General features: G+C 67.8%; 16 protein-coding genes and 1 pseudogene. 15 read left to right on the top strand and 2 right to left on the bottom strand.

The annotated features are described in order from the left end of the window. Positions 1 to 30: 30 nt before the first annotated feature. Positions 31 to 540: a DUF1269 domain-containing protein gene (locus tag CFB34_RS18340; RefSeq protein ID WP_089439605.1), complete on the top strand. Its 510-nt coding sequence runs from the start codon at positions 31 to 33 to the stop codon at positions 538 to 540. Positions 541 to 588: 48 nt separating this feature from the next. On the opposite strand, the gene CFB34_RS18335 is transcribed toward CFB34_RS18340, so the two are convergent. Next, positions 589 to 1,146 (bottom strand): lytic transglycosylase domain-containing protein, encoded by a 558-nt coding sequence (locus CFB34_RS18335; protein WP_242808728.1) that lies wholly within the window; start codon positions 1,144 to 1,146, stop codon positions 589 to 591. Positions 1,147 to 1,735: 589 nt separating this feature from the next. On the opposite strand from CFB34_RS18335, the gene CFB34_RS18330 reads away from it, so the two are divergent. Then, complete coding sequence (locus CFB34_RS18330; protein WP_089439607.1) at positions 1,736 to 2,515, top strand: response regulator transcription factor; 780 nt, start codon at positions 1,736 to 1,738, stop codon at positions 2,513 to 2,515. Positions 2,516 to 2,527: 12 nt separating this feature from the next. Here CFB34_RS18330 and CFB34_RS18325 read toward each other — a convergent pair whose 3' ends face one another. Then, positions 2,528 to 3,646 carry a PAS domain-containing sensor histidine kinase gene (locus tag CFB34_RS18325; protein ID WP_089439608.1) on the bottom strand — a complete coding sequence of 373 codons (1,119 nt, stop codon included), beginning with the start codon at positions 3,644 to 3,646 and terminating at the stop codon, positions 2,528 to 2,530. A gap of 788 nt (positions 3,647 to 4,434) precedes the next feature. Between CFB34_RS18325 and CFB34_RS39205 the strand changes: the two are divergent. The 13 genes and pseudogenes from CFB34_RS39205 to CFB34_RS18260 form a co-directional block, all read left to right on the top strand. Further along, positions 4,435 to 4,896 (top strand): annotated as a pseudogene (locus CFB34_RS39205) (SCO family protein); the annotation flags it as partial. A gap of 59 nt (positions 4,897 to 4,955) precedes the next feature. Next, entirely contained in the window at positions 4,956 to 5,630 is a 675-nt protein-coding gene (locus tag CFB34_RS18315) for a response regulator transcription factor (RefSeq protein WP_089439609.1), read from the top strand. 151 nt (positions 5,631 to 5,781) lie between these two features. Continuing rightward, positions 5,782 to 6,264, top strand: coding sequence for a type II secretion system major pseudopilin GspG (gspG, locus tag CFB34_RS18310; protein ID WP_089439610.1), 483 nt, complete (start codon positions 5,782 to 5,784; stop codon positions 6,262 to 6,264). A gap of 47 nt (positions 6,265 to 6,311) precedes the next feature. Then, positions 6,312 to 7,514 carry a type II secretion system F family protein gene (locus tag CFB34_RS18305; protein ID WP_089439611.1) on the top strand — a complete coding sequence of 401 codons (1,203 nt, stop codon included), beginning with the start codon at positions 6,312 to 6,314 and terminating at the stop codon, positions 7,512 to 7,514. Between the two features lie 18 nt (positions 7,515 to 7,532). Next, a complete protein-coding gene (locus CFB34_RS18300; RefSeq protein ID WP_089439612.1) occupies positions 7,533 to 9,260 on the top strand; it encodes a GspE/PulE family protein in 1,728 nt (575 codons plus the stop codon). Continuing rightward, entirely contained in the window at positions 9,241 to 10,107 is an 867-nt protein-coding gene (locus tag CFB34_RS18295) for a hypothetical protein (RefSeq protein WP_089439613.1), read from the top strand. The genes CFB34_RS18300 and CFB34_RS18295 overlap by 20 nt, the downstream gene beginning before the upstream one ends. After that, positions 10,104 to 10,634 (top strand): hypothetical protein, encoded by a 531-nt coding sequence (locus CFB34_RS18290; protein ID WP_089439614.1) that lies wholly within the window; start codon positions 10,104 to 10,106, stop codon positions 10,632 to 10,634. Before CFB34_RS18295 ends, CFB34_RS18290 begins: the two co-directional genes overlap by 4 nt. Beyond that, positions 10,631 to 11,197 (top strand): hypothetical protein, encoded by a 567-nt coding sequence (locus CFB34_RS18285; protein WP_089439615.1) that lies wholly within the window; start codon positions 10,631 to 10,633, stop codon positions 11,195 to 11,197. Before CFB34_RS18290 ends, CFB34_RS18285 begins: the two co-directional genes overlap by 4 nt. Continuing rightward, the gene (locus CFB34_RS18280) at positions 11,194 to 11,793 is read left to right on the top strand and encodes a hypothetical protein (RefSeq protein ID WP_089439616.1); all 600 of its coding nucleotides are present in this window, start codon (positions 11,194 to 11,196) and stop codon (positions 11,791 to 11,793) included. Before CFB34_RS18285 ends, CFB34_RS18280 begins: the two co-directional genes overlap by 4 nt. A 585-nt stretch (positions 11,794 to 12,378) precedes the next feature. Then, on the top strand, positions 12,379 to 14,088 hold the full coding sequence (locus CFB34_RS18275) for a secretin N-terminal domain-containing protein (RefSeq protein ID WP_347404557.1): 1,710 nt from the start codon (positions 12,379 to 12,381) through the stop codon (positions 14,086 to 14,088). A 3-nt stretch (positions 14,089 to 14,091) separates the two neighbouring features. Next, positions 14,092 to 14,634, top strand: coding sequence for a type II secretion system protein (locus CFB34_RS18270; protein ID WP_089439618.1), 543 nt, complete (start codon positions 14,092 to 14,094; stop codon positions 14,632 to 14,634). A 9-nt stretch (positions 14,635 to 14,643) separates the two neighbouring features. Next, entirely contained in the window at positions 14,644 to 15,054 is a 411-nt protein-coding gene (locus CFB34_RS18265) for a prepilin-type N-terminal cleavage/methylation domain-containing protein (RefSeq protein WP_089439619.1), read from the top strand. Then, a complete protein-coding gene (locus CFB34_RS18260) occupies positions 15,051 to 15,656 on the top strand; it encodes a type II secretion system protein (protein WP_089439620.1) in 606 nt (201 codons plus the stop codon). The genes CFB34_RS18265 and CFB34_RS18260 overlap by 4 nt, the downstream gene beginning before the upstream one ends. The last annotated feature ends 115 nt before the right edge of the window (positions 15,657 to 15,771 follow it).

Raw genomic sequence — 15,771 nt, 5'->3', positions numbered from 1 at the left:
GCCGCATTGCGCGGTGACGTAGGAGGAGCCATGAGACGCGTCTATTTCCTGTTGCCGACGACGCAATGCGCGCAGTCGGTCGTCGGCGAGTTGCTGTCGCTGCGAGTCGAGTGGCGACATATCCATTGCCTCGCGAATCACGCCGTGATGCGCGACGGGTTGCCGGAGGCGACGCTCGCGCAGCGCAGCGACCTGCTGCCGTCGCTCGCGCGCGGCACCGCCGTCGGCTTCGGGACCGGCATGCTGCTCGGGCTGCTCCTGCTGGTGTTCCCGCCCGATGGTTTGCGGATCGGCGGCGGCGTCGTCGTGGCGATCACGCTGTTCGGCGCGGCCTTCGGCGCATGGGTGTCGACGATGATCGGCGTCGACGTGCCGAGCACGCGCCTGAAGCGCTTCGAGGACGGCATCGAGCACGGTGAATTGCTGATGATGATCGACGTTCCGACCGACCGCGTCCACGAGATCGAAGACGCGATCAAGCTTCACCACACGGATGCGCACCTGCAAGGCGAAGATCCGACCATCCCGGCGTTTCCCTGATCGCCACTCGACCCGTCGGCCGGTGTCGCGCCGGCCGACGCCGGCGTTTCAACTCGCGGCGAGCAGCCGTTTGTAGCGCGCCAGGACGCGCGGCACGTACTCGCGCGTCTGCGGCATCGACGGAATGCGATAGCCTGCCCGAATCACGGCGTTCTCCCCGGCATTGTAGGCAGCGAGCGTGAGCTCGACGTTCTCCTTGAACAGGTCGAGCAGGAAGCGCAGATACCGCGCGCCGGTCAGCACGTTGTCGCGCGGATCGAACATGTCGACGCCGGCGAAACGCCGCGCCGTTTCCGGCATCAATTGCATGAGCCCGAGCGCGCCTTTGTCCGAGACTGCCTTCGGGTTGTATCCCGATTCGACGTCGATCACCGCGCGAAGGAGTTCGGGCGGAATATTGAACGACCGGCTTGCCTCGGCGATGACGTCCGCCAACGACGACGCGATCGCCGCTTTCGGCGCGGCGCGCTTCGCTTCCGCTGCGCTCGGCCTTTCGGCGGCGACGATCACTTTCAGATTGGCCGTGCCGGGCTCGTTGGTCAGGACGATGGCGCCGTTGCTCGTCACCGTGCCGAAGATCTGCGCGTGCGCGGTGCACGACCACATCGAGCCGAATCCCGCGCATGCGGCAACGAGCGCTGTTCCCAATACGGATGAAGGGCGGCTGTGCATCTTTCTGGCCTCCTGCATCTGCATTGTCGTTGCGGGTACATCGGATCGGCAATGGGGCGACCTCCTACACTTCGATACCGCCAGCGACACGCCGCGCGGCGATGCAAAACTGTTACAAAAGAAATCGCGGGTAATATCGGGCCGGCGGGCGAAGTTGACGATTCTTACGCGGAACAGTTGGTTTCCGCTCAATGCGCGCGCCGTTGCGGAATGATTTGTTTCCTGCGCGCCGGAAACGATCGGGTAGTCCCGCCATCCGTAGTCCTACTGATGGGACGCACACGGTCAATTCGATTCAGCCCTGAAACATTCCGGCCCGTGCGCCACGTTTCGGCGAGGGCGTGTCCGTCGCGGACGCTCGCGCGCGGCGCGCTGGCCCGAACCTTGCACGGAGCACGGGTGTGACATGTTGGTCGCGAGACAGGTCGCCAGACCGGACAAGGCAACAAGAACACATCCGGCACCGTGCAAACGAGGCGTCGAGATCCGACGTGGTGCAAGCGCGGAAAACTTGGGGGAAGCCGTGAATACAAAATGTCGCGTGATGATTGCGGAAGATCATGATCTTCTGCGAAACGGGCTACGGTCGATGCTTTCCGCGCAAGGCGACTACGAAGTCGTCGGCGAAGCGCGCGACGGCAAGGAAGCGTGCCACCTGGCCATGACGCTCGCGCCGGACCTGATCCTGATGGATCTGTCGATGCGCGGGATGAACGGTATCGATGCGAGTGCGACGATCAAGCGGCGTATGCCGACGATCCGCATCGTCGTGCTCACCGTGCACCAGAACGAGGAGTACGTGCGCGAGGCGCTGCGTGCCGGCGTCGAAGGCTACGTGCTCAAGGACGTTTCGTTTGACGAATTGCTGCTCGCGATGCGCATGGTCATGCAGGGAAAGCGGCACCTGAGCGCGGATGTGTACGGCTACATGGTCGACTCGTTCGTGACCGGCCGCGAAACGCCCGCGCCGAAAAAGGCGTGGGACATCCTGACCGCGCGCGAACGCAGCGTGTTGAAGCTGATCGCGGAAGGGCGCACGAACCGGCAGGTCGGCCTGTACCTGAGCCTGAGCCCGAAGACGATCGAGAAGTACCGGGCGAGCATGATGCACAAGCTCCATCTCGCGAATCTGACGGAACTGGTGCTCGTCGCGATGAACATGGGTCTGTTGACCACGCTCGCGGCGAAATGCGCGGAAACGGATGTGGCCGACGTGCCGGCCCGGCCGGTCGACGACGACGTGCAGGTGCCCGACGCCGTCGCGCGGCTGGACGACTATCCCGCTGGTGGGGCGAAGCGCTGAGCGTCGCCGGTATCAGAGCGGCCAGGTTGCCGAGACACGCGTGCCCATCGTGGCGGACGACTGGATCCCGAACGTGCCGCCGTGCGACTCGATGCGGTGCTGCATGCCGATCAGCCCGAGCCCCGCCGCGCGTGCGTCGTCCGTCGCAAGCGGATGGCGCTCGTAGCCGACGCCGTTGTCGTCGATCGTCAGCAGCAGCCCACCGGCATCGTGTTGCAGGCCGAGCATGATTTCGGTGGCCTGCGCATGCTTGACGACGTTGTGCAGCGCCTCCTGCGCGACCCGGAACATGTCCGCTTTCAGATGCGCGGGAATCTCGTCGTCGTCGACGTCGCAATTGAACTCGACCGACAGCGGGCTCGCGTCACGCTCGATGCGGTGGCACAGCGACGCGAGCGCGGCCGGCAGCCCGAGCCTGTCGAGCATCGGCGGCTTCAGTTCGCCGCAGATCTGGCGCACTTCGCCGATCGTTTCGCGAATCCGCAGCACGGCGACGTCGAGCAGCGCCGTCGCGTCGGCGATCTCGCCGCGACGAAGCCGCATGAGCGCGTCCTCATTCATCAGCTTGATGAGCGTCAGCGCCTGGCCGAGCCCGTCGTGCAATTCCGCGGCGAGCCGATGCCGCTCCTTCTGCTGGCCCATCAGCAGATACGTGTGGCACGCATGCACGCCCGCATCGTTGGCCGCGTCGCCGCGTCGTGCGGGCTCGGGCATCGGCGATTCCTCGAACAGCGTCAGCCACAGCCGGGTGCCGGGCAGTGCCTGCCGATAGATGACGAATTGCGCGGGATGGCCGCTTCGCCCGCCGAGCATCGCCGTGAACGAATGATGCTCGAGCGCGGCGCTCGCGGAGAGTGCGTCCGCAAGCCCGACGTGGGCGTCGTCGGGTGCCAGGTCGCGCAGCGGCCGGCCGACGAGTTCGGCGCCGCTGTATCCGAACAGCGCGGCGGTGCTGCGATTGACCGATACGAACGCGCCGTCGTCGGCGAGAATGGCGAGCGCCGCGCCCCGTGCGTCGGTGACGATGGCGCGGCGGCGATCGTCGTGACGAAGCGCACTGCGCAGCTTGCGCATCGCGTCGATCAGATCGAGGAGCCTGATCCTTGGTCCTTCGGGCTGGCGTTCAGTCATGGTGGCTCCCGAGGCGCGTCTTCAGGAAAACGTAAGGTTTCGACCATTCTAGGACGTGACCGAGGCGGGCCGCAACATGGGGATTGCGCGCGTTCGTCATAGGGAAACGCCTGCCGCGCGCATTGCGGGATCGTGCCGGGCGGGCATGTCCTACCGGCCTTTGGGGGGCGTCATCCCATGACGCTCTCCGGCAAATTCATGACACTGCATGGGCGGGGCACGGAATTGTCCGCTGCCTCGCTCGTGTCATGGAGGCCGGTATGAACAGGATCGCCAGATCGACAATGGGCGCATGCGTGGTGGCGGGCATTGCCCTCGCCGCGGCGCCCGCGTGGTGCGCGTCCGACGGCGGCGCGATGGAGAACGCCGGCGCGGCGGCGGTCGAAAGCGCGGCGGCGGCCGGGAGCGTCACGGAAAACCCGGCGCCGGAAGCCGTCGACAGTTCGATGGACAAGGACATGCAGAACGGTGTCGAACACGCTGCCGGAAGCGCAGCGGACGGCACCGACGGGAATGCCGCCGGCGGCGCGGCGATGCCCGCGCCGGAGCACCCGATGGAGCACGCGATGGAGCCGGCGAGTGACCCTGCCGCGGCGCCCGCAGCGCCCGCCGCGGAACCCGCGATGGCGCCCGCGACCGACGCCCCCGCGCAGCCTGTACCGGCCGCGCCTGCCGGTAACGCGGTCGACAAAGCCGGCATGACCGACGGCGCGACGGAAGCCGCGGGCATGCACATGCATCACGCGATGATGCCGGGGACCGTGCACACGATGGTCCAGTATGCGGCGCCGACGGTTCAGCTCGTGCGAGACGACGGTCGGACCGTCTTGCTGGCCAAGGAGCTCGACGACGGCCGGCCGGTGATCCTGACGTTCATCTACACCAGCTGCACGACCATCTGCCCGATGATCAGCCAGACGCTCGAGCAATTGCAGGGCGAACTCGGCGCCGACCGCGACAAGGTCCATATCATGTCGATCTCGATCGATCCGGAGGCCGACACGCCGGAGCGGCTCAGGGCTTACGCGGCCCGCTTCGATGCCGGTCCCGAATGGCAGCATTACACGGGGACCGTCGAGGCGAGCGTGGCCGCGCAGCGCGCGTTCAACGTCTTTCGCGGCGACAAGATGAACCACACGCCGGTGACGTTCGTGCGGGCCGCGCCGGGCCAGCCATGGCTGCGGATCGACGGCTTCGCGACGCCCACCGAGCTGCTCGCTGCCTATCGCGACGTCGTCGCGTCCAACTAGTGCCCGTTCCCGCCGACAGCGGGCCGTGGGTGCCACGTTTCTGCGAGGGAGCGTCGAAATTGGACAACAAGCATCGTGTGCTGATCGTCGAGGACCAGCATCTGTTGCGCGTCGGCCTGAGTCATCTGGTTTCCGAGCTGGCCGACTACTGCATCGTCGGCGCGGCGAGCGGCGGGGTCGAGGCGTGTCATCTCGCCGAGAAGACCCGGCCCGACCTGGTCCTGATGGATCTGTCGATGCCGGGCGGCAGCGGCTTCGAGGCAATCGCGTCGATCAAGCGCAACGTGCCGCATGCGCGGATCATCGTCCTCACGGTTCATCACGGCGAAGACGACGTGAGCGACGCTTTCGCCGCGGGTGCGGACGGCTACGTGCTCAAGGACTCGCCGTTCGCCGACCTGGTGCGCGAGATGCGCTTCGTGATGCAGGGCAAGTGCGTGGTCAGCCTCGACGCCTATCGCGCCCGCGTCGGCCTGCATGGGTTGCGCGACGCGAACGCGCACAAGGCGCGCTTGTGGAGCGCGCTGACCAATCGCGAGCGCACCGTGTTGCGCCTCGTCGTCGAGGGCCACACGAGCCGGCAGGTCGGCGAGTGCCTCAAGGTCAGTCCGAAAACCGTGGACAAGCACCGCGCCAATCTGATGCGCAAGCTCGGCATCGCCAACCTGACCGGCCTGGTTCATTTCGCGATCGACATCGGCGTGCTCGCGCTGAACGACGACGACCGTGTGTGAATTCCCTCCATTGACGCATCGCCCAACTGGGGGGGATCTACCCATGGGGATGGACGGCACTCCCTACTTCTGGCGCGTACCCGCGTGAACAAGAATGCAATCAACGGCATCCGCGGCGCCGACGCCGCGGGTTGATACAGGGAGGGAAGCCGTGAGCCATGGATCGTCCTCGATACCGGCCGGCGGGCCGGACCGGCGGCCGCGCGACGAACGAAGCGGGTGCCGCGCACGCGCGAGCCGCGGCTTCACGTTGCTCGAACTGCTCGTCGTGATGGTCATCATCGGGTTGCTGGCGGGGCTCGTCGCGCCACGGTATTTCGAACAGGTCGGCAAGTCGAACGTGAAGGTCGCGCGCGCGCAGATCGTGTCGCTCGGCCAGGCACTGGATCAGTACCGGCTCGACGTCGGTTCGTATCCGACCACCGAGGAAGGGCTCGATGCGCTCGTGAACAAGCCGCAAAGCGCGTCGCGGTGGAGCGGCCCCTATCTGCAGAAGGCCGTCCCGGTGGATCCGTGGGATCGGCCCTATCAGTATCGTTCACCGGGCGAACACGGCGACTACGACCTGTTTTCGCTCGGCAAGGACGGACGCGGGGGCGGGACCGGCGAGAACGTGACGATCTCGTCGTGGTAGCGGCGCGGTCAGGGTGCGCGGCGTGAGCAACCGCAAGGAGAGTCGACGTGAAATTCGTGCTGCGGGTATTCGATACGAGCGGGTCGGTGCAGACGCTGCGGATCGACAGCGATTCGCCGGCGAACGCCGCATCGCTCGCTCGCGCGCGCGGCCTGCGCGTCGTGTCGGTCAGCGCGGACGCCGCGCGGCAGCGGCGCGGCACGAACCGGTTCGGGATGCCGCGCGCGCGCTTCGACGTCGACATGTTCGCGCGCGAGCTGGCGGCGCTGCTCGATGCGGGCGTCGGCCTCGTCGACGCACTGCGCACGCTCGGCGGCAGCACCCGGCGCGAAGCGTCCGTCCACGTGTATCACGACCTGCTGCGGCATCTCGAGGAAGGGCAGGCGCTGTCGATGGCGCTCGAGCACGCGAGCCCGATCTTTCCGCCGGTGCTGGTGGCGTGCGTGAAGGCGAGCGAGCAGACCGGCGGACTGGCCGACAGCCTCACGCGTTATTCGGTCAACAGCGCGACGCTGCGTGAGCTGCGCGCACGCGTCGTGTCGGCGGCGATCTACCCGACGGTGCTGCTGTTCGTCGGCGCGGCCGTCGTGCTGTTCCTGCTCGGCTTCGTGGTGCCGCGGTTCGCCACGCTCCTCGAACACAGCGGGCGCGAACTGCCGCTGATGTCCCGGCTGCTGATGGCGTGGGGCGGCATGGTGCACGCGCATGGCACCGGGCTGGCCGTTGGCCTCGCCGTGCTGGCCGTCGCCGCCGGGCTCGCGCTGCGGCGGCCGGCCCTGCGGATCTGGCTCGCCGATCGTCTGCTGGCGCTGCCCGGCATCGGGCAACACTTCCGCGTGTTCCGCCAGTCGCAGTTCTATCGCACGACCGCGATGCTGGTCGACGGCGGCATTCCCGCGATTCGCGCGTTCGACCTCGCGCGCGGCCTGGTCGGCCGCGCCGATCAGGCCGCGCTCGCAGCCGCGCTCCAGCAGATCCGCAACGGCGCGAAGATGTCCGATGCGTTCCAGCAGGCCGGCCTCGCGGACGCGATCGGCTATCGCCTGCTGACGGTGGCCGAAAAGACCGGCGCGCTCGGGCCCGTCCTCGACCGGATCGCCGGATTCCAGGAAGCGCAGGTTTCGCGCACGATCGACCTGATCTCGCGACTGATCGAACCCGCGATGATGATCGTGATCGGCGTGGTGATCGGCGGCATCGTCGTGTTGATGTACATGCCGATCTTCGAGATCGCGTCGAGCATCCAGTAGGCCGCCCCGGAGATTCGCATGGACACCGTCATTTCTCCCGTCGATCCCGATCCCGACGCGGATGCCGGCCGGCGCGACCTGCGCGACTTGCTTCGCACGCTCGGCGAACGCCACGGGTCCGGTATTCGCGCGCTCGAGGCATTGACCGCGCACACGGCGCTCGGCGCGGACGAAATACGCGAGCGGCTCGCCGCGCAGTTCAGGATGAAACCGATCGGCATACGCGAGCTGAACCGACTTGAGCCGGATTTCGAGGTGGTGCCGTTCGTCGAGGCGATGGCGCGTCTCTGCGTGTGCCTGCGCGATCCCGACAGCGGCGCGCTGCTGTTCGCGATTGCCGATCCGCTCGATGCCCGCACGCGCGGCTGGGTCGAACACCGGATGCGCGCGCACCCGACGCTGCCGTACCGATGGGCGCTCGCGAGCGCGGGCGACCTGAGCGCGTATCTGGCGGTGCGCGAGAAGGACATCCGCGCGATGGATTCGCTCGCGTTCGACGACCCGATCCAGTGCGCGCCCGATCCGGCGTCGCTCGCGTTGACGCTGCAGGGCATCAGCAGCGACGACAGCCCGGTGGTGCGCCTGCTCAATTCGACGATCTACGATGCGCTCAAGATGCTGGCGAGCGACATCCACCTCGAATGCAGGGCGGCCGGCTTGATGATCAAGTGCCGCGTCGACGGCGTGCTCACGGTGGTGGGGCGGGTGGAGGGCCGCGACGTCGCGGATCAGGTGCTGTCGCGCGTGAAGGTGATTTCCGAACTCGACATCGCGGAGCGCCGCATCCCGCAGGACGGGCGCTTCAAGGCGATGTACGCGGGACGCGAAATCGATTTCCGCGTGTCGATCATGCCGAACCAGTTCGGCGAGGATGCCGTGTTACGGATTCTCGACCGCTATCAGCTCTCCCAGGCGTCGGGCGGCCTGACGCTCGAGGCGCTGGGGTTCCAGCCGGCCGACACGCGCTTCATGCGGTCGGTCGCGTCGATGCCGTACGGCATGCTGCTCGTCACGGGGCCGACCGGCAGCGGCAAGACCACGACGCTTTACGCGATCCTCACCGAAATCAACAACGGGCTCGAGAAGATCGTGACGATCGAGGATCCGGTCGAGTACCAGCTGGGCGAGATTCTGCAGATTCCGGTGAACGAGGCGAAGGGCCTGACGTTCGCGCGCGGCTTGCGGTCGATCCTGCGGCACGACCCGGACAAGATCATGGTCGGCGAGATCCGCGATCCCGAGACCGCGCAGATCGCCGTGCAGGCGGCGCTGACCGGCCACCAGGTATTCACCACCGTGCACGCGAACAACGTGTTCGACGTGATCGGCCGGTTCACGAACATGGAGGTCGATCCGTACAGCTTCGTATCGGCGCTGAACGGCGTCATCGCGCAGCGGCTGCTGCGCCAGTGCTGCACGGACTGTCTCGACGAGGACACGGTGGACGCCGATGCGCTCGCCCGTTCGGGCATCGACCCGGATACGGCCGGCAGCTACCTGTTTCGACGCGGCACCGGGTGCGCGATGTGCCGCGGCAGCGGCTATCGCGGCCGGCGCGCGATCGCGGAGGCGCTGCGCATGAACGACGAACTGCGGCAACTGCTGTCCGAGCGCGCGCCGCTCGGGCACATCAAGGCCGCGGCGCTGCGCTACGGGATGACGACGTTGCGGGCGTCGGCGCTCGACCTGGTCAGGCGCGGCGAAACGACGCTCGAGGAGATCAATCGTGTCACCATGGTCGAATGATCGTCTTGCCGTCGGTGTCGGGACGCGCGAGATCGCCGTCGGCATCCGCACGCGCGCACTGTGGCGGCCGGACCGGCGCGGGTTCGTCGCCGATCCGCTCAGCGTCGCCATTCCCGATGCGCAGTTCGGCAGCGAGGCGGGGCTGCTCGATGCGCTGCGCGCCGCGCTGGCCGCGATGCACGATGTCGATGCCGGCGCGAAGCGGGCGCCGGTGCGCGGCGCGCATGTCGTGCTCGACGATTTCTGGTGTTGTCATGCGATCCTGCGCGGAGACTTCCGCGCGCTGCACGCACGCGAGCTGGAGGAAATCGCGCTCGCGCATTTCTCCGACACGTACGGCGTCGCCGCGGAGTCGCTGGTTGCGCGCTTCGACGTGCGGCGCGGTGGCAGGGTGCTCTTTGCCAGCGCGCTGCCGCGTACGCTGTACGACGGCATCCTCGGTGCCGGTGCGTCCGGCGACGTGCCGATCCGCGGCCTGCGCGCGGCCCTTCCGGAGACGCTCGACCGGTTCGCGGTGAAGCCGGACGGCGATGCGATGCTGCTCGTCGTCGACGAGGCGCTGCTGCAAGCGGTCATGATCGAGCACGGCGAGTGGGCCGCGTACGACACGCAGCGCCTCTTTCCGGGCGAGTCCGGCGACGCGTCGCGGCTCGCCGAGCTCGCCGAGCAGCTGTTCGAGCGCTCGGCGCTGCGCACGGGCCTGAAGCTCGACGCCTGCAAGGTCTATCTGTTCGGCACCGACCTCGACGTAACGCCGTTCGGCGCGCGTTGCGCCGCGGTCGCGCTGCCGGGCCGCGCGGCGCACGACGGTTCGCCCGCGCGCCGATTGCTGGAGTACGCGCCATGATCCGCACGCTCGACATCGATTTTTGCCGGCGCCGCGCGCGCATCGGCGCCGGCGGAATGATCCTCCTCGGTGTCGCCGCGCTGCTGTGGAGCGCGTGCGCCGTCCGGCTCTGGCACACGTACGCGGAAAACGACCGCATCAGGGAGAGCCTGACGGTCGTCCAGCATCGCCTGCTCGCGCAGCAACACGTCGCGAAGCCGCCGCCGACCGCGGCTGCCCGGCTTGCGGAAAAGCAGAGCCAGGCCGTGCTGCGCGAGCTGACCGTGCCGTGGCAGACGCTCTTCTCGATCGTCGAGGACTATCCGGGCCATGACGTCGCGCTCATCGGCATCGACCAGAACCCGGCGCAGGGCCAGATTCGCATCACGGCCGAAGCGAAGGATCCGGACGCGATGATCGCGTACCTGAAGTACTTGCAGACGAGCGTCGTGCTGCGCGAGGCGACGCTCAACGGTCATCTCGTCGAGGAGAACGTGGCGGGCAAGCCGGTGCGTTTCCAGATCACGGCCGTCTGGAGGAAATCATGAAAGCCGATCGTTTCGCGGACCGCCTGCTCACGCTTCGCTTCGAGTGGCGACGCGCCTTCGGTCTGCCGGGGCTCGCCGGCGTGCTGATGCTCGGCGCGGCCGCCATCACGTATGCGGCGATCGCGGGTGTCGAGTCCGACACGCGCGCGATGCTTGCGCCGGCCAGTGTGGTGCGCGCCGCACCCGGCCATCGTCGCGTGGATGTGCGCGGCACGGCGGCGGACGCGACCCCGCTCGACGCGCTGCCCGCGCTCTTTCCGGCTTCTTCGCAAAGCGCGGAAGACATCGCGTCGATCTTCGAGCAGGCGCGCGACAGTCACCTGACACTCGGGTCGGCCGAGTACCAGATGACGACCGAGTCGGGCGGGCGCTTCGCGCGCTACCAGGTGCTGCTGCCCGTGAAGGACCAGTACGGCGCGATCCGGCATTTTCTTGCATCGGTGCTGAACAACGTGCCGAACGCGGCGCTGCAGGAGATCCACGTCGAGCGTCCGGCAGTGGGCAGCAGCATTCTCGACGCGCGGGTGCGTTTCGAGCTCGTCTACCGGAGCGCCCAGCCATGATCTCCGCCGCCATGAAGCCCGCTTCGCGCCATCGGCTCGCACTCGCGCTGGCTTGCCTCGTCGTCGCCGGTGCCGGATATCGCGTGCTGGTGGCGGCGATGCAGCAGCCGGCGCCCGCTGCCGCAAGCATCGTGGTGCGTCACGACGGGGTGCGGGCGGCGCCCGCGCCGGCCCGTGTGCGCGTCGCGCCGGCCTCTCAGGCCGCAGCGCCCGCGCCCGCGTCGCATGCAGCGGTGGCGACCCCGCGCGAGCAGCTCGCCGCATTGCGTGCGCCCGTGTCCGTCGAAGCCGCACACGATCCGTTCACGGCGTCGTCATGGCTGCCGCCGCCGCCCGTCGTGCCGCCTCCTCCCGAGACGCGTCCGGCGCCGCCGACCGCGCCGCCGGTGCCGTTCGTCTATCTCGGCCAGCAGGATGCCAGGTCGGCGAAGCCGCAGGTGTTCCTCGGCAACGGAGATCAGTTGCTGATTGTTTCGCCGGGTGACGTGATCGGCGGCCAGTATCGGGTGGAGTCGGTGTCCGCGTCGAACGTGGTGCTCACCTATCTGCCGCTGAACCAGGTCCAGACGGTGCTCATTCCAGTGGAAGGAAAGTAAATGAAAACCATACGTACACGGGATGCGCGCCGCGATGGGGACGACGGCCGGTCGACATGCCTTGGCTCCGCCCCCCGGGCCGCTGCGCGCTTGGCGCCGCCGACCAGCCGGTGCGCGACGAAACGCGCGCTGGCGATCGCCGTGGCGCTGCTCGCATGCGGCGGATGTGCGCATGTGCCGAACCTTCACGACGATCCGACCAATGCACAGGTGAAGATCGACGCAATGCACGACCGCAAGGAGGCCGTCGACGATCTGCTCGACAACGCGGACGCGTTTCGCCAGAAGAACGAGTTCGACGACGCGGCCCGCTCCGTCTACATGGCGATGCAACTCGATCCGACCAGCGAGCGCGCGCGCCGGATCGGCACGATGATCGACCAGGACCGCAAGCATCTCGCGATTCTGCAGGAAGCGGACCGCATGATGAAGCGCGGTTCGTACGCGCAGGCGGCCGAGCGCGTGCATCGCGTGCTGGTCGAGGATCCGGCCAATGCGATGGCGGCAAGCATGCAGGCGGAGCTCAGCGAGAAGCGCCGCCAGCAACACGCGGAGCGCGACGACAAGCTCGCGGCGTCGTCGATCATGCGCACGCCGGTGTCGCTGCAGTTCCGCGACGCGAACGTGCGGATGGTGTTCGAGGCCTTGTCGCGGACATCCGGGCTGAACGTCATTTTCGATCGCGACGTGCGCGCCGATCTGAAGACGACGATCTTCGTGCAGAACGCGTCGCTGCAGGACACGGTCGACATGATCCTGTTGCAGAACCAGCTCGACAAGAAGCAGATGAACGCGAACACGCTGTTCATCTACCCGGCGACACCGGCCAAGGAGCTCGAGTACCAGGAGCTCAAGGTGCGGACGTTCCAGTTGTCGAACGTCGACGCGAAGCAGGTGCAGTCGCTGCTGAAGAGCCTGTTGAAGGTGAAGGAAGCGGTGATCGACGAGCGCTCGAACACGGTGACGATCCGCGGCACGCCCGACATGATCAAGGTCGCCGAGGAGATGATCGCCGCCCAGGACTTGCCGGAGCCGGAAGTGATGCTCGAGGTCGAGGTACTGGAGGTGTCGCACGACCGGATGTCGCAGCTGGGCATCAACTGGCCCAGCTCGTTTACGGTGTCGACGCCGAGCTCGGCCGATACCTGGGGCGTGCTGCACCATCTGCCGATCAATGCGCTGAACGTCAGCAGCCTGTCGGCCACCGCGGACTTCAAGCTGACCGATACCGACGCGAATCTGCTCGCGAGCCCGCGCATCCGCGCGCGCAACAAGGAGAAGGCGCGCATCATGATCGGCGACAAGGTCCCGGTGATCTCGAGCTCGAGCACGCCGAGCACCAGCGGACCGTCGTTTACGCAGATGATCCAGTACCTCGACGTGGGCATCAAGCTCGAGGTCGAGCCGCAGGTCTATCGCGACGGCGACGTCGGCATCAAGCTGAATCTCGAGGTCAGCAACATCACCAACACGATCTCGAGCGGCAACTCGCAGGGGCTGAGTTCGCTCGCTTACCAGATCGGTACGCGCAGTGCGTCGACCAGCCTGCGGCTGCGGGACGGCGAAACGCAGATCATGGGCGGCCTGATTTCGGACGAGGATCGCCGCAACGCGAACAAGGTGCCGGGTCTCGGGCAGTTGCCGGTGCTCGGCCGCCTGTTCTCCGATCACGGCGGCGATCACAAGAAGACCGAGATCGTGCTGCAGATCACGCCGCATATCGTCCGGCCGCAAGTGGCGGCGGATGCGGACACCCAGGAAGTATGGTCGGGCACCGACGTCAACGTGCACGCCGACCAGCTGCGACTCGATCCGGTTGCGCTGAACGCGGAGGCGCAGAACGCGGAGGCGCCCGCCGCGCCGACGGCGAGGGTCGTTCCGGGCAGCGTGGGCGGCGGGACGTCGGGCGGCAGGGCGCCGACCCCGCTGGAGGCTGCCGCGATCCGCGCGCAGCCGTCGCCCGAGAGCGGCGCGTTCGGACAGATGCCGGCCGCACCGCGTACGACGCCGCCTCCCGAGCCTTACGGCGGGCGGTTCTCGAGGCCGCAAGCGGCATTGCCGGCACCGGCCGGCGGGAGCGGCGGGGCAGCCGCGGCGGAGCCGCCGCCCGCGGGCAACGAAGTCGCGCCCGCGCCGGGCACCACCGTGACGCCGGTTGCGTCGCCCGCGCCGGCCGAGCAGCCTGCCGCGGCCGCCAATGCACCCGCCGCCGCACCGGCGGCCCCGCCTCCGACGCTGCAGATGCCGGCGGGCGACATTCCGAGCGAAAACCCGCTTCGCCCGGTCGGGAAGTGAGCCGTGGCCGCGCGCAATGCAGCGACTTGCGTCGGCCGCGGCGGCCGCATCGGCCTGCGCGGCTTCACGTTGATCGAGATGGTCATCACGCTCGCGCTCGTGGCGATCCTCGCGCTCGCGGTCATGCCGTTCTCCGAACTGCTCGTGCAGCGGCAGAAGGAACAGGCGTTGAGTGCCGCGTTGCGCGAGATCCGCACCGCGCTCGATGCGTACAAGGAGGCGAGCGACGCGGGGAAGATCGACAAGGAGGCCGAATCGTCCGGCTATCCGCCGTCGCTGACCGTGCTCGTGACGGGCGTGAAAAACGCCCGCGACCCGAAGGGCGGCCTGGTGATGTTCCTGCGCCGCGTGCCGCGCGATCCGTTCTTCACCGGCGACCCCGATACGCCGGACGAGGACACCTGGGACGTGCGTGCATACGGCACGCCGCCGGAGCCGGCGGCTGACGGGCCTCCGGGGGGCTTCGAGCCCGGCAAGGACGTGTTCGACGTGACGTCGAAATCGGCACGTATCGGCATCAACGGCATTCCGTACAAACAGTGGTGACCGTCCATCATGAAACTCGCTCGCATCCGCAGGATCCGCGGCTTTACGCTGATCGAAATCGTGGTCGTGATGGCGCTCATCGGACTGCTTCTGACGTTGGCCGTGCCGCGCTACATGCACAGCATCGAGCACGGCAAGGAGCAGGTGAGGCTGCAGAACCTGGCGGTGATGCGCAATGCGATCGACCAGTATTACGGCGACAACGGGCAGTATCCCGAGACGCTCGACGAGCTGGTCGCGAAGCACTATCTGCGGGCGGTGCCGGTCGATCCGGTCAACGGCGACGACAAATGGGCGACGCTTGCCTCGCCGGACGAGAACAAGCCCGGCGTGTACGACGTCGGGCCCGCGAGCGCGGCGCAGGGCGTGCTGCCCGGCGTCGCGGCAACGGCTGCGCCTGCGGCGGGGGCAGCGAAATGAAGCGGGCTGGGCGCCGCGTCGTGCGCGCGCCGCAGGGCCGCCGCCGGCGGCAGCGCGGGCTCGTGCTGCTTGCCTTGCTGATCGCGCTGATGCTGATGTCGATCGCACTGGCCGGCGCGCTGGACGTCTGGTCGCTGCAGCGGCGTCGCGAGCAGGAGCGGCAACTGCTGTTCGTCGGCGACCAGTACCGGAAGGCCATCGTCAGCTATTACCGGCTCGCGCGCGCGTACCCGCAGACGGTCGACGATCTGCTGGAAGACACCCGCTTCGCGAAGCCCATGCACCACCTGCGCCGCGCGTATCCGGATCCGGTCAGCGGCAAGAACGACTGGTCCTTCTTGTGGCGGGGCGACCGCTTCTACGGCGTGTTCAGCAGCTCGGACGGCGCGACGATCAAGCGCGCGGGATTTCCGGATCGGTACATGGATTTCGAAGGGGCCGAGACGTATCGGCAATGGAAGTTCCTGTACCTCGCGCCCGGGCTGTCCGCGCCGCCCGCCGACGCGCCGGCGATTGCCCCGGCGATGCCGGCCAGTGCGCCGAGCCTGTCCGGTTTTCCGGGAGGCACGCTGCCGGGACAGGGCCTGGCCGGCCGGCATTGACGCGCTCGCCGCACAAAAAAAAGCGCGACGCCCGCAACGGGCATCGCGCATCAAACGGCGTGGAGCGCCGACGAATGAACGTGATGAAGAAACGGGCCCACCAGCGGTGGCGGAC

This window comes from Burkholderia sp. HI4860, from assembly GCF_002223045.2.
Taxonomy (GTDB): Bacteria; Pseudomonadota; Gammaproteobacteria; order Burkholderiales; family Burkholderiaceae; genus Burkholderia.
Note: the sequence above shows the minus strand (reverse complement) of the source record. Positions and strands in the feature narration are given on the sequence as shown.